The 19,808-nt window shown below is 65.5% G+C and carries 22 protein-coding genes; 14 read left to right on the forward strand and 8 right to left on the reverse strand.

Annotated elements, in window-relative coordinates:
• Window positions 1–135: 135 nt before the first annotated feature.
• Window positions 136–726 (reverse strand): hypothetical protein, encoded by a 591-nt coding sequence (locus tag ASF40_RS20300; protein ID WP_235560310.1) that lies wholly within the window; start codon window positions 724–726, stop codon window positions 136–138.
• Window positions 727–838: 112 nt separating this feature from the next.
• Here ASF40_RS20300 and ASF40_RS20305 point away from each other — a divergent pair, with 112 nt between their 5' ends.
• Genes ASF40_RS20305 through ASF40_RS20330 form a run of 6 tightly spaced genes read left to right on the forward strand, consistent with a single transcriptional unit; the run spans window position 839 to window position 3,862 of the window.
• Window positions 839–1,066 (forward strand): helix-turn-helix domain-containing protein, encoded by a 228-nt coding sequence (locus tag ASF40_RS20305; RefSeq protein ID WP_056372582.1) that lies wholly within the window; start codon window positions 839–841, stop codon window positions 1,064–1,066.
• The gene (locus ASF40_RS20310) at window positions 1,059–1,763 is read left to right on the forward strand and encodes a ParA family protein (protein ID WP_162239878.1); all 705 of its coding nucleotides are present in this window, start codon (window positions 1,059–1,061) and stop codon (window positions 1,761–1,763) included. The genes ASF40_RS20305 and ASF40_RS20310 overlap by 8 nt, the downstream gene beginning before the upstream one ends.
• A 2-nt stretch (window positions 1,764–1,765) precedes the next feature.
• Window positions 1,766–2,248 carry a hypothetical protein gene (locus ASF40_RS21385; RefSeq protein ID WP_200919548.1) on the forward strand — a complete coding sequence of 161 codons (483 nt, stop codon included), beginning with the start codon at window positions 1,766–1,768 and terminating at the stop codon, window positions 2,246–2,248.
• Window positions 2,245–3,327, forward strand: a complete 1,083-nt coding sequence (locus tag ASF40_RS20320; RefSeq protein ID WP_056372587.1) for a hypothetical protein — start codon at window positions 2,245–2,247, stop codon at window positions 3,325–3,327. Before ASF40_RS21385 ends, ASF40_RS20320 begins: the two co-directional genes overlap by 4 nt.
• A complete protein-coding gene (locus ASF40_RS20325) occupies window positions 3,324–3,626 on the forward strand; it encodes a hypothetical protein (RefSeq protein WP_056372589.1) in 303 nt (100 codons plus the stop codon). The genes ASF40_RS20320 and ASF40_RS20325 overlap by 4 nt, the downstream gene beginning before the upstream one ends.
• 26 nt (window positions 3,627–3,652) lie before the next feature.
• Entirely contained in the window at window positions 3,653–3,862 is a 210-nt protein-coding gene (locus ASF40_RS20330; RefSeq protein WP_056372590.1) for a hypothetical protein, read from the forward strand.
• A gap of 632 nt (window positions 3,863–4,494) precedes the next feature.
• Here the strand turns inward: ASF40_RS20330 and ASF40_RS20335 are convergent.
• Window positions 4,495–5,604: an IS110 family transposase gene (locus tag ASF40_RS20335; RefSeq protein WP_056372592.1), complete on the reverse strand. Its 1,110-nt coding sequence runs from the start codon at window positions 5,602–5,604 to the stop codon at window positions 4,495–4,497.
• 427 nt (window positions 5,605–6,031) lie between these two features.
• On the opposite strand from ASF40_RS20335, the gene ASF40_RS20340 reads away from it, so the two are divergent.
• Window positions 6,032–6,376, forward strand: coding sequence for a hypothetical protein (locus ASF40_RS20340; protein WP_056372594.1), 345 nt, complete (start codon window positions 6,032–6,034; stop codon window positions 6,374–6,376).
• On the opposite strand, the gene ASF40_RS20345 is transcribed toward ASF40_RS20340, so the two are convergent.
• The 3 genes from ASF40_RS20345 to ASF40_RS20355 are packed head-to-tail and all read right to left on the reverse strand — an operon-like array spanning window position 6,373 to window position 8,143.
• Window positions 6,373–6,954 (reverse strand): recombinase family protein, encoded by a 582-nt coding sequence (locus ASF40_RS20345; protein WP_056372596.1) that lies wholly within the window; start codon window positions 6,952–6,954, stop codon window positions 6,373–6,375. The genes ASF40_RS20340 and ASF40_RS20345 overlap by 4 nt on opposite strands.
• A complete protein-coding gene (locus ASF40_RS20350; protein ID WP_056372598.1) occupies window positions 6,951–7,946 on the reverse strand; it encodes a zeta toxin family protein in 996 nt (331 codons plus the stop codon). Before ASF40_RS20350 ends, ASF40_RS20345 begins: the two co-directional genes overlap by 4 nt.
• Window positions 7,943–8,143, reverse strand: a complete 201-nt coding sequence (locus ASF40_RS20355) for a hypothetical protein (protein WP_056372600.1) — start codon at window positions 8,141–8,143, stop codon at window positions 7,943–7,945. Before ASF40_RS20355 ends, ASF40_RS20350 begins: the two co-directional genes overlap by 4 nt.
• 400 nt (window positions 8,144–8,543) lie before the next feature.
• On the opposite strand from ASF40_RS20355, the gene ASF40_RS20360 reads away from it, so the two are divergent.
• The 5 genes from ASF40_RS20360 (at window position 8,544) to ASF40_RS20375 (ending at window position 11,754) form a co-directional block, all read left to right on the forward strand.
• Window positions 8,544–9,917, forward strand: a complete 1,374-nt coding sequence (locus ASF40_RS20360; RefSeq protein WP_056372603.1) for a ParB/RepB/Spo0J family partition protein — start codon at window positions 8,544–8,546, stop codon at window positions 9,915–9,917.
• 80 nt (window positions 9,918–9,997) lie between these two features.
• Window positions 9,998–10,237: a glutaredoxin domain-containing protein gene (locus ASF40_RS20365; protein ID WP_056372604.1), complete on the forward strand. Its 240-nt coding sequence runs from the start codon at window positions 9,998–10,000 to the stop codon at window positions 10,235–10,237.
• A complete protein-coding gene (locus ASF40_RS21225; RefSeq protein ID WP_157549864.1) occupies window positions 10,234–10,395 on the forward strand; it encodes a hypothetical protein in 162 nt (53 codons plus the stop codon). Before ASF40_RS20365 ends, ASF40_RS21225 begins: the two co-directional genes overlap by 4 nt.
• A 587-nt stretch (window positions 10,396–10,982) precedes the next feature.
• Window positions 10,983–11,192 (forward strand): hypothetical protein, encoded by a 210-nt coding sequence (locus ASF40_RS20370; RefSeq protein ID WP_056372606.1) that lies wholly within the window; start codon window positions 10,983–10,985, stop codon window positions 11,190–11,192.
• Between the two features lie 88 nt (window positions 11,193–11,280).
• Complete coding sequence (locus tag ASF40_RS20375) at window positions 11,281–11,754, forward strand: hypothetical protein (protein ID WP_157549866.1); 474 nt, start codon at window positions 11,281–11,283, stop codon at window positions 11,752–11,754.
• A 303-nt stretch (window positions 11,755–12,057) separates the two neighbouring features.
• On the opposite strand, the gene ASF40_RS20380 is transcribed toward ASF40_RS20375, so the two are convergent.
• Window positions 12,058–12,717: an HNH endonuclease gene (locus ASF40_RS20380; protein WP_056372610.1), complete on the reverse strand. Its 660-nt coding sequence runs from the start codon at window positions 12,715–12,717 to the stop codon at window positions 12,058–12,060.
• Window positions 12,718–12,939: 222 nt separating this feature from the next.
• Between ASF40_RS20380 and ASF40_RS20385 the strand changes: the two genes are divergently transcribed.
• Complete coding sequence (locus ASF40_RS20385) at window positions 12,940–13,923, forward strand: exonuclease domain-containing protein (protein WP_056372612.1); 984 nt, start codon at window positions 12,940–12,942, stop codon at window positions 13,921–13,923.
• A 208-nt stretch (window positions 13,924–14,131) separates the two neighbouring features.
• Here ASF40_RS20385 and ASF40_RS20390 read toward each other — a convergent pair whose 3' ends face one another.
• Complete coding sequence (locus ASF40_RS20390) at window positions 14,132–15,295, reverse strand: HEPN domain-containing protein (RefSeq protein WP_162239879.1); 1,164 nt, start codon at window positions 15,293–15,295, stop codon at window positions 14,132–14,134.
• A gap of 403 nt (window positions 15,296–15,698) precedes the next feature.
• Window positions 15,699–18,521: an NACHT domain-containing protein gene (locus ASF40_RS20395; RefSeq protein WP_157549870.1), complete on the reverse strand. Its 2,823-nt coding sequence runs from the start codon at window positions 18,519–18,521 to the stop codon at window positions 15,699–15,701.
• Window positions 18,522–18,760: 239 nt separating this feature from the next.
• Here ASF40_RS20395 and ASF40_RS20400 point away from each other — a divergent pair, with 239 nt between their 5' ends.
• On the forward strand, window positions 18,761–19,807 hold the full coding sequence (locus tag ASF40_RS20400) for a nucleoid-associated protein (RefSeq protein WP_056372618.1): 1,047 nt from the start codon (window positions 18,761–18,763) through the stop codon (window positions 19,805–19,807).
• Window position 19,808: the final 1 nt, after the last annotated feature.

Consider the following 19,808-nt stretch of genomic DNA (forward strand, 5'->3'; position numbering starts at 1 on the left):
CGAGCTTGTGATTCGCCCGCCGCTCGAGCTCTCGATCTGACATGGAATCTTCCTCCCAATCGGAAGACCCAACTGTCAACAACCTCCGTCAGTTTTAGAAGGCCCACGGTGGCGGGGTGGCTTGCGGGGGTTGCGCTACGCGCTTGCCGGCCGACCGACGTTGGACGTCAGGCCCGAGAGCCAGCCCGCTGCTCTTGCCTTCTGGATCCAGTCGGAAGCGGTGCGTTCGGGAATATCGAGCTCACCGGCGATGAGCTTGACGGGAGGCAGGTCCGCGAGCGCGGCCGTTCCGTAGAGGATTTCGATCACCTGCCATCGCTCGTCCTTCATTCCGCGCTTGACGACGGCCTCCGCCATCCACGTCGGGATGATCCGACCTTCACTGCTCGTGAGGTCTGCGACGGTCGTCCATGCGGTGTCGGGGCTGTCGTCGAGTTGCAACGTGACGCAGTGGGGTATGGCGGTCTGGATGATCGCCTGAGCGGCGGTGTGCTTCAGGCGATCTTCGTTGAAGTCGTCAGCAATCGCACGGTTCGTGATGGCGGTGATGACGTAGCGCCCTCGCTGAGGCCTGTACTGCGCCTCGATGGTGGTTTCCACTGCCGTCGACTCGTCAACGGTGGTGGCGACGAACGCCGGGGCGATGCGGAGCGCAGACCCAACTGCCTCGGTCGCGTTCGCTGCGGACATCGTCTCGCCGTAGGGCGTCTTTACTTCGACCTTCACGGCTTCAGTTTGCCTTACTGCTCCTGCGTTCCGCAGATACCTCTTGCGGAGTATACGGATTAGGAGTGTACTACTGCTGAACAGCATGAACGTTCCGCAGAAGGAGTGAGAGATGGCGACAACGGCGAATCCGGCAGAGCCGGTACTCAACAAGCGCCTCTTGACCCCGAACGACGTAGTCGCGTTGATTCCGGGCTTGAAGCTGAAGCTGCTGGCGGAGTGGCGGTACAAGAAGACTGGGCCGCCCTACTACAAGGTCGGGCGGATCATCCTGTACCCCTTCGATGATCTCGAGGCGTGGTTCGAAGGCCTCGAGCGAGGTGGCGGTTCCGATGACTGAGATCGACACGCACCGGGTAGGGGACGGTTCGCCGGCGGTGGCGATCGTGGCTGTTGCCAACCAGAAGGGTGGGGTTGGGAAGACGACCGTCACGATGCAGGTGGGTGCGGAGCTGTCGCGTCGGCATCGGGTGCTGGTCGTGGATGTGGACCGGCAGCAGTCCACCGTGTGGTGGGCGGAGAACGCCCGAGACCGACTGCCGTTCGACTTCGCCGGCAGCCAGCACCCCAACATGCTGAGCCGGCTGCGGGAGCTGCGCGCCGACTACGAGGTGGTGCTGGTAGACACCCCCGGCAGCCTCGAGGACACCGCCGTGCTGGAGACGGTGCTGGATGCTGCTGACTATGTGCTCGTGCCCGTCACCCCCGAGCCGCTGGCGGTGGAGCCCACACTCCGCACGCTGAGTCGGCTGATCGAACCGCGCCACCTGCGTCATGGGGTGTTGCTGAATCGGATCGACCCGCGGGTGCCGCACCAGCTCGAGACCTGGCAGCGGCTGCTGGACTCCGAACTCGGGGTGCCACGGCTGGAGGCGCATCTGCGGCAGTACAAGGTGCAGTCAGATGCCCCGGTGCTGGGTCAGCTGGTCACAAGTCTGCGACGCAACCGCCGCACCGAAGGACCGATCGCGGACATCGCCGCGATCGCCCGCGAACTCGAGCAGCTCCTGTCGCCCGCGCCCGCGGGAGCGTGGTGACGATGGCCAAGGTCGACCTCGCCGGCAAGCTCAGCGACGCACGGGCGCGCGTGGCAGCGGAGATGCCGCCAGATGAAGCGCCGGTGGCGATGTTCGCCCAGCTGTCTCGGAAGGACGCGCGGCTCCGCGACGACCAGCTCACCGCACTCGCCGCTCTGGTCGATGCGGTCATGAAGCGCCGCCGCTTCAAAGCGGAGCGGATCACAGAGAACACCCTCATCCGGATCGGGATCGATCTGCTCCTCGCGCACGCTGATCAACTGCGCGGCTCGACCGAGGACGAACTTCGGAACTCCGTGACCTCGGCACTCACGGACCTCTGCGCTCCCGCATCCACAGGGACGGTGACCCGCCCCACCGCGAGCGCGGACCACCCGACGGCGCGGACTGATCGAACTTCCGGAGTTCCGCAGATCGGGACGTCGGAAGTTCCGGACCCCGAACCTCACGTCACCGTGCCCGATACCCAAGGGGCGATGCGATGAGCCTGCGGCGGGAGGGGACATCCGAGGAGGAGCCCGCCAACGGCGCGGAGCAGGATCGGGAGGCGCGCCGCACTTACCGGGAACGCAACGCCGAGCGCGTCCGCGAGGGTCAGCGGGCATGGCGGCAACGCAACCAGGAACACATCCGCGCATACCGCGCCGCTTACAACGCGGAGCATCGTGAGGAAGTGGCCGCGCAGAAGCGGGCGTACATGAAGGGGTACACCGCGCGCAAAGCGGCCGAACAGCGACGACGCAAGTCGAAGCGGGTGAGCTCGAAGAAGTACTACGAGGCCCACAAGGCTGAGCACCGCGAGTACACGAAGCAGTGGCAGGCCCGGAAGCGCGCGGAGGATCCGGAGGCGTACAAGGCGATGCGCGCCAAGGCACAGCGGCGCTGGTGGCAGTCCCACAGGGACGAGTACAACGCGAAGCTGCGTACGCAGCATCGGGAGAACCCGGAACCGAAACGCGCGGCGGCGCGGGCGTACTACGCCGCGCACGCCGACGAGCTGAAGGCGAAGAAGCGCGCCTACTACGCCGAGAACCGCGAGAAGGTACTCGCCAACAACCGGGCATGGAAGGAACGCGAGAAGCGGCGCAGGGAGGCGGGGCTCCCACCGCGCCGGACCCGCACGATTAGCGCCGCGGAGCGCCGCACTAACGCCGCCGCGGCCGACGCGTTCTTCGCCCGAGCTCGGCCACCCGAGGAGATCGCAGCGATCCGGCGGAAGCCGGCCTCTCCCGTGGAGTTGCTGCAGTCCACACCGCCGGAGCTGGTCGCGGCGTTCGAACGCAACAGCCAGCGTGCCCGCATCGAACACACCCTCGCCACCGACGGGAGTTACGCGAGCCGCAGGCAGATCGCCGAGGCGCGTCGCTGGCAGGCCGCCCAGCAACCGACGCGTCGCGAGCAACGGCAGGCGATCGAAGATGCCCGCCTGGACGCGATCGGCAAGCAGGTCAACGACCGCCTCCGCCACCGCGATCCGCCGCGACGCCGACACCACCTCGACCCCGACCCCGCCGCGCCACACCCGATGCTGAACCCGAACACCACGATGGGAATGAACCGATGACCACCACCCCGACCGGAGAGACGATCATGCTCGACCCCGCCGAAGCCGAAGCCGCCCTGTACCGGGTCGCGACCTGCGCCTTCATGTGGCATCCCAACAAGGAGGCCGAGGAACCCGGCTGGACCATCACCGAAGACCTCGACTGGTGCCTCGCCCCACTTGCCGGACTCCCGACCGACGAACTGGCCGACCTGCGCGCGACGATCCACGTCCTGATCACCACCCCGACCGCGGACCGGCAGGCCTTCATCCGCCACCTCGCCGCGCTGAGCGGCGACACCTCCTTCGACAACCTCTAACCCCACCCAGCTCGAAAGGAACCATCATGAGCATCCCCACCCAGCTACTGCCCCTGGCCGCCGCCACCGCGATCGCCTCCACCCTCGCGGTGCTGCTGCTCCCGATCGCCGCGGGACAACTCCTCCGCGGGCACCCGATCCATGCCGCTCGCACCACCGGGGCCGCGGCTCTCTGTGCGGTTGTCGTTGTGGTGCTCGCCACCGCGCTGGCGACCTCAACCTTCCCACCAGGCTGACCTCGAGAGTCGGGGCTGCCGATCAGGTGCCGAGGGAGACGGGTCACCGCAGGCTGGGGTCTTTCCTGGCGGGTCATCGTAGCTCCCTCCGGGTACTCCGTACCGGGCTTTCGACGCTTCTATGTTTGTCAACGCTGAGAGCACGTCCGCGTGCATCAATACGTCGGATCTGCTGATCCGATGTCGGGCCGGTCGTAGGCTCGTCAGCATGAGCGGATACTGGTGTTAGCGCCTCCCGGTTGGGAGCTTGCTGGCGTGGTGAGCGAGGGCGAGCCGATCGACATTCGCGGCGTCGATCCATGGCGGCAGAAGTGGTCTGGATCGCGGCGGGCGATACCCGTTGCACATCCCTCGTATCCTCAGCAGCGGCACTCGGCAGACGTCTACCTCGCCGCCGATCCTGATGGCCAAGTCGTGACTTACGCCGCGGCAGAGCTATCCAACGGTGTGTACGCCTTCTTCGTTTGGACGGGGTTGGGGTAGCCGCTCATCTCCCTCAGACGGCGAGAGTGTAGCGGGGCGTTGACGACTCCGTTCCTGTCGTTCGCTTTTGCAGACTCCGCTGTCCGCTGCGCTGCGAGCTGCGCTTAGCATCGCTCGCTCGGGCACTACGTCGCCCCCTCCCCGCTTGATCAGCCGATTGTCGGAGCGAGGGCGGAGTCCGAGGCGTGTACGGTTCCGAGTGCATCGTCGTAGAGGACGTTGAGGGTTCGGTAGAGGTGTCGGGCGACGTAGCGTTTGATGCAACGGCGGATCTCAGATCGCGTGCGTCCTTCGCCGACGCGCTTGGCGACATAAGCCTTGGTCGCAGGGTCGCGGCTCATGCGGGTTATCGCGACAAAGTGCAACGCTCTGTTCAAGCGCCGGTCTCCGCCCCGGTTGAGGCGGTGCCTCGTGGTGTTGCCGCTGGAAGCGGGGATGGGGTTCACACCGGCGAGGGATGCGAACGCGGCCTCGTTTCGGACTCTGCCGGGGTGCGACCACGCGGTGAGGATGACCGCAGCGGTGTAAGCACCGACGCCGGTTTCCTCGAGCAGTGGCGCGGCGGGGCTTGCGGTGATGAGTTCGGTCAGGCGCGCATAGTTCTCTCCCAGAGCGTGGTGGAGATCAAGGATGCGGTGGGCCAGGCGGATCGCCTCGTGCCGTGCAGTGGCGAGAGCGAGCGGCTCGGTCCGGTGGTGCCATCGCGACACTTGCCCGATTTGATCCATGATGAGCGGCTTGCGGGCATCGATGCCGAGCTCGTTGGCTCGCAGCAGTGCGATGAGCGCGTTGATGTTCATCGTCTTCTCGGACGCCATCTGATCGCGGGCGGCGACCAGCACACGCAGCGCTTGACGGGTCCCGTCGTCGGCGCGGGGACGACACAGCCGGTCCTCCTCCACCGGAAGGACCGCTGTGGCGATTGCGCGCGCGTCCAACGGATCGGACTTGCCGACCCCGTGCCGGGTCTTCGCGTTCATCCGGGGTGCTTCGACCACCGCGTAGCCGCTCTCGGCTGCGGCCCGGGCCAGTCTTGCCCCGTAGGTGGCGATGCCCTCGATCGCCCACAGGGTTGCGGCGTCGCCTCCGGTCAGACGGCCGGACCAGCTCATTGCACGAGCGATGCCTTGCGGGGTGGTCGGGAACTCCTCGGTGCCCAGGAGCTGACCGGACGTCGTCTGTACGACGGCATAGGTGTGTGTCTTCGCGTGAGTGTCCACGCCGATGACGAATGGATGGGAGTGCGCGACGATCGTCATTGCGGATCGGTCCTTCCTCGATGGAATACGGGCTCGGCCGCGCGACGGCCGGCGCCGGCCGGGAGAGAGCCACATCGAGGCATCACTGTGACGGGCCACAATCCCCGGAAGGGGGTCGAGCAGGCTTCTAATCAGGCCATCGAGGTGGACCGGGAGGCGCCGGCCGCCCTCGCCCGGACGGACATGTCGAAAGCAAGGCCCATGAAGGGCCAACGGCATAGTGAGTCACGACCAGACGAAGGCGACCAACACCACTCAGCCAGCCAGTCCCAGACCAGCCTCGTCAAGACTCACAGCGGCATAGCCTCCCCCCTCCGCCAGGGCTCCGGGCCTCGTTATTCCACGGTCCCGGCACTGCGCACCCTCCGCTCGCACACGACGCCACTGCCAGGAAAGGCACCACCAAGTCACGAAACGAGGAACCATCATGAACACGACAACGACGTCCCCCACCCGCCAGGCGACGGGAGCGCACCCGGCCAGCATCGTCGCGTGGGACCGACTCGAAGAGACCATCGACCGGCTCGCCGACATCATCGATCAGCGACTCGCCGGCCACGACGACCAGCTGGTGTGCAGCCTGCAATTCCCGGAAGCGGAAGCCCTCGCGGAGGTGCTCGACGCCGGCAGGCACACCCACACCGCAGCGAGACTGATGCACCGGTGGGCGCTCACCGAACCCGACTGGGAAGACGACCGCGCCCACGAAGAGATCGTCCGGAGCTGGCTTGACCTCGACTACCACCCACAGCCGCCAGGCGCGGACCGCTAACCCGCCGAGTCGGGATCGCGGGGGAGCGGGGCGAGCGCCCGCTGCACCGAGTTGGCGCTCACCCCGAGCACCCTCGCGATGTGGGTAATCGGCCGATCCAGGTTGCGCAGCTCCACCGCCATCGCTACCTTCTCCGGGGTCATCACTGTCGGCCGACCGGGCCGCTTCCCGGCGGCCGCCGCCGACGCCATCCCCGCCCGGGTCCGCAGGCTCACCAGCCGGCGCCGCAGCCCCTCCACCGCCGCCAGCACCCGGGCCGGATCCACCGCCCGGTCTGCGCCGGTGCAGAAGGCCGGCTCCGTCAACGAACGGAATCCCACACCGCGCGCATCGAGCTCGGTGACCGTGGCGGAGAAATGGGTGACGGCGTGCGACAGGTGTGCGGCACTCGGCACCACCAGCACATCGCCGGCCTCGAGGAACGCCAGGCACTCAGTCAGCGCGGGGCGTTTGCGGGGATCAGCGCTCCCGTCGTCCACGAACACCCGCACCGCCCCGCTCGCCGTCAACGCCGCGACGTCGGCGGCTGTGTCGAGCTCCGGGGCAAGCTGGCGGGTGTAGCCGACGAGCCGGGTCACCGCGACACGCCTCCACGCTCCGGACCGCCCGGCACGACCACGGGCGCGGCGAGATCGATCGGACCCGCCGTCGGCGTGACGGACTGTCGGAGGGTGACGAGGGCGGCGACGGTCTTCTGCTCGATCGCGGTCGTAAACTTCCCGCCCGCGGGGACGTGCAACCGTGGGATCACCTCCCGCAGCGCCGTCTCGTGCAGGTTCACCAGCAACTCACCGACCCCGTCCGGCATCGATCGCAGGCTGACGGCGAAGTCGGTGACGTGGTGCAGCTCGCTCAGCCACTGGGTCGCATCGAACCGACTCATCCGCGCCGATTGCGCCCCCACCAACGCCGCCCCCGCCCCAGCGAACCCCGGCTCGGTGCGGGTCGCGTCGAACACGTGCTGGCCGTCGCGGGCGACGACCGTCACCCGGTCCACCCCTCCGGACTGCTCCACTGACTCCACCAGCCGCCGGGTCGCGTGGAACGCATCGTCGTGCTCAGCGCGGCGGGGCAGCGTTGCCCGGCGTCGGGCCTGCACATCGCGCAGGTAACCGGACGTCACCGACAGCAAACTCTCCGCCCGACTCGATCCCACCACCACCAGGCGGGTCGTGAACCCCTCCGCCGCGAACCGCTCGGCAGTGCCGACCACCGCTGGCACGTTGCCGAACGACCCCTCCAACACCACCGACCGGTGGTGCTCACGGGCGTAGCGGATGCACGCGCTCAGCCACCCCGCGACCGCCTGGGCCACCTCAGAGGAGTCCGCGCCCGAGTCGAAGAAGGCCGGGTGGAACCCGCGAAGCTCGGCGCTGTTCAGCACCACGAGCCCGGGCGTCGATTCGCTGCGCGGTTGCGCAGCCCCACGACTACGCCCGGAGCCGGGTTGCCCCGAGAGCAGCGTGAACGTCGGAGTCGGGTCAGCCTCCTGGCCGGGGAAGTACAGCGGCAGGATGTCGCGTCGCAGGATCTCCTCGCGCGCAGTGTCGTCCAGTGTCGGTGTGCTCACGGAGTTCCCTCGAGCTCACGGACGCGGCGGTCGATCCGCTCAGCGAGATCGGTCACCGCCGTCCGGTCGTACCCGTCGACAGCCGCCACCTTGCGACGCCACCCCGCCTGCTCGACCCGCGCCTGCTCCGCCTCGGGATCGGCCCCGTTCGCGATCGCGAGCAGCAGCGCGGACAGTGTCGTAGCGGCGTCGCGCATCCGGTCGTAGGTGACTACATCGTTGACTCGCCATGGCGAGGTCGTTCCGGGCATCGACCCTCCTCGTCGCCCATCGTACCGAGTACCCCAAAAAGGGGGTGCGCCACCTCTTTTGGTGTTGACCGCGGAGTCTGATCGGCCAGCCGCGGGCGGCTGCCAGTGCTGCCCGCCCGCTGCCGCGGGCGTTGTTCGCCGTGAAGCCTGCGGCAGTCTACGGTCGGCGCCGCTGCGCGCAAGCAGCTGACGCTGCCGGCTCCTCCGAGACTTTCGGCACGCGGTCGCAAGCTCCCTTATTTCGCGCCGAAACTCTCTCCCCCTCCGCCCTCCGGGTTGCACTCCGCGTCGCGCTCCCTGACAGGCACTTCGTGCCTTCCCGGCAAACAACGACAGGGAGAGAGACATGACCATCACCACCACCCCCACCGAGACCGTCGAACACATCGACCCCCGCACGCTCATCGTCGAGACCAACGTGCGCACCACCGCACCACTCGACCCTGGCTTCTTGGACAGCATCCGGCAGGTCGGCGTCCTCACCCCGTTGCTTGCCTGGCGGGACCAGGACGGGGGAGTGCACGTCCGCGCCGGGCAACGCCGCACGCTCGCTGCCCGCGAAGCCGGCATCACCACCGTCCCCGTCTATGTCGTCGACGCAGGGGATGGCGACACGGCGCGGCGGATCGTGGAGCAGTTGATCGAGAACGACCAGCGCGAAGCGCTCACCGACGCCGACCGCATCCAAGCCTGGCGCGCCCTCGAACTCGAAGGACTCTCCGCCACGACGATCGCCACGCGCACCGGCACTACACGCGACCGGGTCAAGACCGGCCTCGCCGTCGCCCAAAGCACCACCGCCACCGATGCCGTCACCGAGGGAGGGTTGACGCTGGACCAGGCGGCGATCCTGCTGGAGTTCGACGGCGACACCGACACCGTTGCGGAGCTGACCGAGGTCGCGACCACGGATCCCGGGTACTTCCCGGTCGCGGTGGAGCGGGCACGGCAGGACCGGGTCGCGCGGGAGGCGAAGGAGAAGGTCGAGCAGGAGGAAGCCGCCAAGGGACACCGGATCCTCGACGAACGCCCCAGCGACTACCACACCGCCCCGTACCGGGTGCGGATGCTCCGCACCGCCGACGACGAACCCGTCGACCCCGACACCATCCAAGGCAAGCCCGGTGTCGCCGTGTACGTCGCCACCTACTACGGGGGAGAGGCGCGGGCCGAGTACTACCTCGACGACCCCACCGCGCTCGGGCTCACGGTCCGCGAAGAGGCAGGCTACGGGGTCGGCGGTACGCAGTCGGGGCCGATGACCGACGAGCAGAAGGCGGAGCGGAAGGAACTGATCGCCAACAACAGGGAGTGGGATGCCGCCGAAGCGGTGCGCCGCGAATGGCTCGCCCAGTTCCTCGCCCGAAAGACGGCGCCGAAGGACGCGCAGGCTGTGATCGCGGAGGCCCTCACTGCCGCTCGGTGGAAGATCGCCGACGGGCTCACCCGAGGATCGGGAACCGCAAAGGTTCTCCTCGGCATCGACAGCCAGGACTACGGCGACCAGATCGCCGAGTACCTGACCGCGCACCCGAACCGGGCCGTACACGTCACCCTCGCCGTGCTGCTGGGCGGGATCGAGCAGAACACCAGCCGCAACACCTGGCGGGCGCCCAGCGCCGATACCGCCTGGTACCTGCGCACCCTCCAGGGCTGGGGCTACACCCTGTGCCCCGTCGAACGCATCGCCGCGATGCTCCCCGAGAACACCGTCGAATAGCCGGCAACGGGTGGGCATCCCGGAACGGATGCCCATCCAACGTCCCGACTCCCTGCCCTAGCCGAAAGGAAGGAAGTGTCATGAACACGGTGACCGTCTACACCACCGGACCTGGCTGCCAACGCTGCAAGCTCACCAAAGACATCCTGACCCGCAGAGGCGTGGCCTTCGTCGAGGTCGACATTCGTGAACAGCCGGCCGCCCGCCAATACGTCGTCGACGAGCTCGGCTACACCGAGGCTCCCGTGGTGGTCGTCGACGAGCACGACCACTGGAGCGGGTTCCGCCCTGACCAGATCGATCGGATCGCCCGATCATGACCACGCTCATCGACCTTTGGCTTGAAGCCGCTCACGAGGCGTATGCGCTCCGGGCACAACTCGCCTACCTCGAGGAAGCGTGGCTCCGTGCCGAAGCGGACGCGGACTTCTGGTACTTCCAGGCCTGCAATCGCAATCTCTCGGAAGCGCCAGGCTAAGCACAACAACCCGGCGCGGTGACAGAGGGGCAGGTGCCGTAGCCGAGGGCGCCGGATTGCTGAGACTCAACCGAACGTCATCCACGAGGATCGGTGAAGGGCTGGTGAAGCGCGCGGCGAGGGCGCATTGTTGGTTCGGAGGTTCAGATGATCAATGTCGATCAACAGAATCTGGTGTAGAACCGCTTGACGAATCAGCGTGGCGGCTGTGCGACACCAACATTGACGAGCACGACGCAGCGCGTCTGGTTGCCTACGTCGAACGAGTCGACAGCGGCTACGAGGCAATCTGGCTGGGGCTTGGCATGCGCCCCAGCTGGTATGCATCGCGGGACGATGTGCTCCGCACCGCTCGAGGCCTGCGGCGACCGGACGCGACCACGACGCGATCTAAGCCGCACCCAAGTCTCCGGGTCACTCCGGTGTGAACCATGCACCTCGAGCGGGCCATCACCGTAGTGGTGCGCACCGTGCGTAGCGAGCTTTCCCGGAATCGCCTTGTCTCCTGGCGTTAACAAGGGTGTCGTACCATCGCATCAGCACCGCGACCACTCCTGAGAGTCAGACCGGGATGAGGTGAATGCATCGTGACGGCACCGGGGTATGAGGTGAGCGTCTGGGAGCGCTACGCCACCGAGTTCACACTTGCTTTCGGTGAGAATCCGTCGCGCATCCGGGCGGTGCGGGTGGCCTACTTCGAGCACGAGTTCGATGTCGACTTGATTGCGCAGCTCAGCGGCTTCCCTGTCTGGAGGATCCGACAGGCGTTGTCCCAGGGACTTCCACAGGCGAGTTGAAGAATCGTCGACCAGAGTCCCAGAACTGCCTCGCCCATCTACCATCGAGCCGCGGGCCGATGACACTAAAACCTGCGATCATCGCCTCATGACTGATCGTCGACAATTGCAGTCGAAGTGGGTGCCTTACGTCGACAAACGGATCCCCGTCGGCACTCACCGGTTCCTCCCGCGCGGCCCGTACGATGCGCTCACCGCCGCTCGCGTGGATGACTTCGTTCGCGTTACTGCAACCGACAGGGACATTCGCCTGCAGGTCCTCGCGGTGCTGCGGATGCATAGTTCCAACGGCGCCGAGGTCGTCCTTGGACTTGCGGCGATCTTGCTGGCCGGATTGGCGATAGTTGTCAGCGTATTCGTCGCGATCGCCGGTTGGGGCACGACGATCGCCGTGGTCTACGCGGTACCCGCGCTGGTGATCTGCGGACTACTCACCAAGCCGGCAATCGCTGCTCACGCGAGAAAGATGACCGCGCTGGTCTGGCTTGGCGCCTATGAAGACGGGATCCGGGATATCGCCACTGGCGTCAGCGCGACTCCGGATCAACGACAAGAGGTCTGAGCTGTCTTCGCAACAACCGAGTCTTGGTCTCAGGGAGATCGCAGCGCACGCCGAGGGCATCCGAAAGCACGCATTTCCAACCGTGAGCCTGAGATGGCTCAACGGTCTCGGGGGGTCAGGAACGCGCCTGAGAAGAGCAGAGCCGGTCAGAAAGGCTGCCCGCTGCGGTCCCTCTGCCGGGCACCGGCCGTTTGAGGATCCGTAATCGGGCAATGCGCGCGAGGGGTGGGTCGCGGGCAGGCTACAGCGTGCTCGATTGAGGTTGCTGAGCGCGCATCGGGAGGCTGAAGTGAGCGATGACACCTACACGGATTCTTGTGAGAAGTGCCGTAGCCATCGCCGGTGATAGCCAGCGGCCGCGTGTCGCCGGCCGTGAGAGTTGCCAAGCGCGACGATGCTCGGGTACGCGTCGAGGAGGCCGTCCCATCCGACCACGTGCTCCGGCCTATCGACCGTGGGCAGTTCGGTGAGGAGCGAGTCCGACTTGCGCGCGTTGCACATGGTGTGGAGGGTCGTGAGGTTCGCGATGTCGCCGGTACCGCCGCGTGCGTGAGCGAGTGTGTGGTCCGCTTCCGGGGCGAGCGCCCAGTACATCGGGTGGATCGCACCGCGGCGGTAGTTCGGGTGGTACGGCAGTTCGCGAGGGAACAGTTCGCTGAACGCGACGAGGACGTTCCTCGGTATGCATCGCCCGCCGCAATAGGTGCAAGCCATCTCATCACGCAGGAAGACCTGCGCGCGGATGCGGTCGGTGACGTCGCGGGCGCGGCGCTCGACCGTATCCGAGGATGAGCCAGCCTTCGCTGCGTAGCGGAGCCGCCCCTCCCAGCGTTCGAAGGCGATCGGTCCGATGACCTCGCGCGCCTCGACGACGTCGCCGGTCACGATCGTTTTGGCTGCCGCGTTGAGTGCGTCGGCGTATCTGTCGACATCCGCAAGATCGATAGTGAGGACGGCGGCCACCGCGCCACTGTATCGATCCCGTGCGGGCGGTGCCCGGATGAGGGACGACTGCGTGCCACCGGGGCGTCACCGGAAGGGCTCGCATCCACAATCGACGTGTCTTCGCCGGAATGAGCGACGTCCGTACGGCAGACTCAGCTCTCGTCGGCCCGATCTGGGGGCGAGGGCGAAAGGGCTGCAATGACTACGAATCCTACGACTGAGACACGGGTGGCGTGAAGGATGCTCGACTTCACAACGATCGACTTTGAGACCGCCAACTCGTATCGGGGTTCTCCGTGCTCTGTGGGCTTGGTCCGTGTGCGAAACGGGCAGATCGTCGAGCGTCGGCATTGGCTGATCCGGCCGCCGGAGGGCGCTGACTGGTTCGATGGCTGGAACATCGCCATCCACGGGATCACCGCCGAGATGGTGGCGGACGCCCCGCGGTGGAGGGACATCCTGCCGGCCATTGTGGACTTCATCGGCGACGACGTGGTCGTCGCTCACAACGCAGGCTTCGACCTCGGCGTGATCCGGTATGCCTGCGCTCTGGACAACATCGAATGGCCCGAGATGAGATTCCTCTGCACCCTGGTCATGGCTCGCCGCGCAATGGCGCTCCCCACCTATCGGCTGCCGTTCCTCGCCGAGACGATGGGCATCCCATTCGAGGACCACCACGACGCGCTCGCTGACGCGACCGTGGTCGTGGACGTTGCCGCGCGATTGGCCGAGCAGCAGCAAGCCGCAGATCTGCTCGAGTTGGCGGGCTCTCTCGGCGTCGGCATCGGACACATGGGCTCCGGGATCTACCGGGGCAGCGTCGCCGTCTCGAGCGGCGGCCACGGTACTCGCAACTTCACCCCGATTGAGGTGAACGCCGACGCCGACCCCACCGGATACCTCTATGGCCGAGTCGTCGTGTTCACCGGCACCCTCATGTCGATGACACGAGACACCGCCCGCCAGGAGTGTGCCAAGGTCGGCGCGATTCCGGAACAGACCACCACCAAGCGAACCAACGTCCTCGTCGTGGGCGACATCAATCCGGCCGTACTCCGACCCGGCTCCAACGTCACAGGCAAGGCCCGCAAGGCGTTCGAGTTGCAGGACAAGGGCCAAGAGATCGAAGTCATGACGGAGGACGACTTCCTCCGCTGCCTCGACGGCAGCACGCTGGAGGGAGCCGAAGTGCTCCTCGCCGAATCGGAGCTCTCGGCCTGACGCGATCACTCGATCCCCAAGCGGGCGCTGCGCGAATGACGCGGGTCGCGTACGACTGATGTGGCGCACGCTTCAGGTTCCTATGTGCCGTGGTCAGCCGGGGTGGCAGAGGCCAGATGGCGAGTGCGATGGCGTTGAATCGCCCAGACCAGCAGGGCGGGGCCGAGGCGATCATCAATGCAATAGCCCGCGGGACAGGTGAAGCGACTCAGTCCATTCCTGGTCGGTTCGTCCACGAACTCGTTCCCCACTGCAATCCATTCCACGCATCGCGCAGGTCACTGTCAGTCTCCGGTGCGGCAACAGTCCGAAGTTCCAACAAGCGGCGCGCGACCCAGCGCGCATCAGCAAGCATCGACCTCGACCCACCGATGCTTTGTAGGCGCCTCGAAGCGTCACCGCCGTGAGCAATCGCGCTGCGGACTCGGTATACCTCGTCATATCGCTCGAATCGTTCCGCGCGACGCGCCGGTTCGCGCTCCAACAAGGCGAACCGTCCCTTGCTTACAGCGCCGGGGACCGCCTCCTTGCCCGTCAGTAGCGAATCCAACGCGACACTGACCGCCAACGCGGCGTCCTCATCGGCGTCTGCCCAAAATGCACGCGCATACCATCGCGCGGCTACGCGGAGTCGTTGCGCGATCGCATCAGTCCCCTCCAACAGATCCCCAACCAAGGCGCGCCCTCTGCTGTCCAACAGGCTGTCGAGCGGCATGGAATTCGCGCTGTACCAATGGAAGCTGTTGCGAGCACCCCAGTCCCCGATGGACAGAACTCGCGCCCCTAGTTCGCCCGCCCCCTTCTCAGAAAGCAGCTTCCCCAGTGCATCGCGGTCTAGTGCGAGCCCACGGATTCCCGGCCGGTTGGTGGCGCCCCGCCCAGAGACGATGCCATGTCGCTCCAACTCGCTTGAGAAGAGCAAGGTCAGCCCGATCAGATCGTCGAATGAGCGCAAGAAGTCGTCGTGGGCGAGCCGCTCTTGCCGGGCGCTGACAACCGACGCGACGACGTAGGGGCCGAACTCACGGGTGAGTTGCTCGGCGTGCGAACTGAGTGCTTGCGACGCTGCGCCTGACAGGCCCAGGTGGGAACTCAAACGTTCTGCATCCCCGTCTGATCCCATCGTCGCGAGGGTCACGGTTCCGATGGTTGAAGGGTTTGACTCCCAGGTCATGTTCGCCAAGGCGCCGAACTGCCGCACGGGTGTCGGTGCGACGATGCGTTTCGCAGCGAGCTCCAGATCTATCTCCGGTCTCGTGCTCGCCACCCCGATTAGTGACAATGCAACGGTCCAGACATCATCGTCGCGCCACTTCGCGCGGACGCGCGGATCACGGAGAAGTTCCTCGACGGCGTCTACAAGAGCTGGCATGCCGTCATCGTCGATCGTTAGCGCCCCCTTTGGGCCGATGAATGCCCGGTCAGCGGACGACCGATACGCCGGATCGAGCCACGCCCATCCAATCCGGGGGTCGGCGTCCGAACTACGGACGGCGTCACGCGCCATGGCCAGTCGAGATCCGATGCGTGGAAGATCTGTCTTTGGGCTCACGGCATCAGTTCACAGCATGAGCGGCCTTCGCACATACGTGGGACGCGCTCGCAGTTGGCAACGCTGGATCGGCTGCGTCGCCCGAATCTAGCCAACCCCGGAGACAGGCAGTCCATCTCGTGCGTTTCTCGCGCTTGCGTGTCCGTGCACCCGCTGAGCTCTCTCCTACATTGACCTGGCAGGGTTGCCCCGGTCAACATTGGCGCGGGGCGGGAACGCGGTCTCACGAGTTCCACCCCCTCGCGATTTCTTGTCCCACGTCCGCCAGGTCCTCGTCAAGCCCGCGTGGGACTAGTTCGTCAACAGTGACGAGCGCACGGCGCAACAGAATCACGGCTGCGGCTTGATTGCCCCGTGATTGGTTGCACACGCGGATAACGAGATCTTGTACTTCGCGAGACTGGAGCAACCGTCGCGCTGCATCGGAGATTATCCAGTCGAGATCTCTACGACTCGCCTGGATGGATTCCGAGTCAGTTGCGCTCGCGAAAGTCGTGATGTCGTCAAGGAGCGCCTCTTCCAACGCCGACCATTGCAAAGCCTCCTCCGGCGAGAAGCGAGCCGCACGCACGGTTGACTGGAGAACGCGCGAGGCCGACACCACGGGGCCACTTGCGTCACGCCGTCGGTCAAGACGCGTGCCCGTCTGGAAAGGGTCGAGCAGCTTCTTCGCCACTTGACCAGAAATCTTGGATTCCCGCTCCCAGTCGTGGACAACCGCCAAAGCTCCGAGGCGGTCCCTACCACCGGAATGGGAAGCGTTGTAGAGATTGTCTCTGACTATCTCGGCCGTGCGCTCGTCCCGGCCATTGATCGCCGAGCGGGCTATCCCGCTCAGTCGCTTGAGCTCCGGGCCGGGCCAACGTCCGATCTGCGACATCGCCAGCGTGAGGAGCGACCTGCGATGGGCAGGCACGGCGATACCGAAGTCGTCGTCAAGCAGGTCGATGGCCAACCGGGACCCGTAGCCGACGAACGAGCCGACGGTAGAGTCGTTGTCTAGTCTGCGGATTCTCTCAAGTAGCGCATCCCGCTCAAATTCCCGCGTTGTGTAGAGCCGGCCATAGGCCAGTAGGCACGTGTTCCGCCAGTAGGCCGAGGGTGCGAGTCTCGCCAAGCGTTCGTAGACGCGAGCCGCTGGACCCGTTGTTATTGCGCGTGCGGCCATGTACTCCTGAAGCGATCGCACCTCGAAGGATAGGTTTGAGCCTCGGCGAGCAACAAGCAGCACCAGTCGCTGCTTAACCGCCCTATCGAGGTCAGCCGACAGTCGGTCGATGTCCTTCTGGTCGAACTCTTGCTCACTTAGGCGCTTCCGGAACAGATCGACGACCGCGTCGTCGGGAAGTGAAGCTTCCGCTTCGCCCGACAACTCCGCGTTCCGCTGTAGCCCAAACCCAATCTGTTCGTGCACCCAATCAACCTGCTCGGAGTGCGTTCGGAGGAGCTGCCCCAGCCATCCTGCCTTTCGGCTCTCGCGCGCGTAGATGGCGCGGTAGTAGCCATCGAAGAGTTCATGCCTGGTATCCGGCACGCTTGCGAGTTCTTCGAGGAGGAACTCCATGATGGAAACCTGAAGCGGCGTCCGCATCAACCTTGTCGTGTGCGGTTGCTGCAGTGCCGCCTCGAGGTCACGCAGCACCTTCCGCGCGGTCTCCGGGTCGTCCCGATACTTGGCGCGGATGATCCTGCGCCCATAGGCCGCGCCTTCGGCCGAGCTGAGATACCGCAACTCGAGTTGCCTGGCATTCAGTTCGGAGAACTCGTCGCTATAGCCTTGCGGACGCGTCGTACAGACCACCATCACGTCCCAGTTATCGAGGCGCGACTCGATGATGAGGTCGTTCAGCGCTGCAATAACAGCGTCGCGGCTTGTACGTGCGGGAACCTCATCGAGCCCATCAAGCACGAGAAGCCACGGCCAGGTTGAGAGCCATGACGACACGGCTCCCGCTTGTACCGCGGCTCCCTGAGACCGGAGCTGAGTCGCGATGTACTCGACGACAGTGAGCAACGAGTTCTCGGCAAGTGCGTCGGCAAACGCGGCAAGCTCGACGACGACAGGCCATCTGCGATTGCGAGGTACGTCCAACTGCAACTCTGCGAGGCACTCCTTCGTAGCGCGAATCGCCGCGTCCACTTGAGGGGTAAGCGGCGACGTTGAGTTCTCGAGCAGGCCGATCCTGTATGACTGCGCGAGAATCTGGCCAACCGTGCTCTTTCCCTGGCCGGGCCCGCCGAGCACGACGAATCCGTACGGGGCTTCGCCACGGTGGGAGTTCCTCAGGCTCTTGTCTCCAGCCTTGAGCAAGTAGTCAACGACCATGAGGTCGTTGCCCGATGTCGTTACGGCCGGCAAGTCAATCGCAACTTCGCTCAAGCGGACCTTGTTGGCTTCTGAGATCTCACCCGTTTCGAGCTTCAGCGCCTCCTTCGCCGAAAGCTGAGAGGCCGCGTGGATCTTCAGTACGGATCCCACTCGCGAGGCGCTGCCATCCAGAACCTCGGCGAGCTGCGTCAGCACGTCACCGGGAGTGACGAACCCCGCAAAAGCCTTGCGCACACCGACGTGCTTGTCCAGGAGCCGGCAAAGGTGCTCGTAGTGCCAGATGGCATAGCCTGCGAGGCCAACCGCATGCAGTCGGAGCGTGTCCGAGACCCTGTCGATCCCACCTCCGGGCGTCGCTGACAACCGTGCGTTGGTCGCGATGATGTAGTTCCGTGGAGGTGCGGGAGCCTCCGCGTCTTTAACGTCCCTTGGCAAGAATCGATTGAGCTCTTGCTCGATCGCCGCGACAAGTGCGGTCGCATTTGCGGCAGGCTCTCTGGGGAACCTCATCGACTTGGCCTGCACGATCCCGTATCCGCGCCAGCTCCCAAAGTCATTGGCACCGTGGTTGCTAGGTCCCGCGTCGAAGGTTGCCTCGCGACCGCCATCCGCGCCCGCCCCGAAAGTGGAGACCGAAATGCCTAGCTCAGCGATTGCGAGCGCCTGAACCATGTGCTCAAACTCCATGGCGCCGAGGCGATCCAGGTCGTAATCCATGGCGCCCATCTTGCCGCAGTATCAGCAAGCGCCCGTGAGAACGACGAGATGCCCGAGGAGGGAGCACCGTGGCGGGTGGGAGTAGCCTGGCCCCGCGTTGGAGTCGCGGTGCGGGCAGCCCACAGCCCGCCGCCCCTCGATTTACGCCGCCTCCGCCGCGAAAAGCGAACGTGCGCGGCTCGACCCATGCATTCACCCGCATGGGGTGCACCGTCCCCTAGTCTTCGATGCAGGGGGGTATGGTGATCAACTATTCGTCGCTCAAGCTCGGGAACGTCATGATGCACCGGGTGCTTCGGGACAATCTCGGCGAGCACACATTTTCGACAATGCTGACCGACGCCCCCGTGGACCTCTCTCCGCAGGATCTTGGATACCTCGTCAGTCGCTTCCAGAAGTCCCTCTACAGCAGGGCCCTCCCCATCGTCCAGGCCGACGCGGAGAAGCACCCTGCTCGAGACACCCTCCTCGCACTTTGGGCGTCGTCCACATCGCTGGAGGCTGCGAGTAAGTTGCTGGCTGATGCTCTGGCGTCCACTCAACCCGGTACAGCGGCCGAAGGGTTACTTGTAGTCGCCGAAGCTAGCCTCGGGAATGAAGAGGGCTTCGTCATCGCCAAGGTCGAGCACCAGGAGGCGATGCGCTTGGAGCCAACCAAAGACGAGCATGGCAACAACGTATTCGCTGTCGAATTGCTACGGGACCTTGTATTTGGCGACAAGACAAGGATCTACAAGGTTGCGATCTTCATCAAGGCTTGGTCGGCAGCGGGCTTCGTGTCAGGAGAAGCCGTCGACGAGCAGAGTGATCGAAACATCGCCGCCTACTTCCTCGGCAAGTTTCTCGGGATGCGTCTGAGAGAGGAACCGTCGGTTATGACTGAGATGCTCCTCGACGGGATCACGCAAGCGATCAACCGGAGCACAATGACTGGCGACCAGAAGGTTGAGGTTCAGCACGCGCTCTTGTCTGAACTTCGTTCGAACGACAAGCAGTTTGATCCGACAGCTTTCATTCAAAAACACGTGCCGAACGGACACGGCAAAGAGATCGCGTCTCTGGCGCAAGCCGCCCACGCGCCCCTGATTGCCTTCTCGAAGGACAACTCACGTATCGACAGTCGCATGCGGAAGGTGCGGATCGAACTCGAGAACGACATCACCATCACTGCACCCCCCGAGGAAGTGGGGGGCGACGGCGCCGTGCAGGTGTCGGATGGCGCGGCCGGCCCCATCGTCGAGATCAGGGGAGCGCGCGTGGAGACCGTCAAGAACGGGGCACGATAGG

Origin of the sequence: Microbacterium sp. Leaf288, from assembly GCF_001422925.1 — a bacterium.
In the GTDB taxonomy this organism is placed as follows: Bacteria; Actinomycetota; Actinomycetes; order Actinomycetales; family Microbacteriaceae; genus Microbacterium.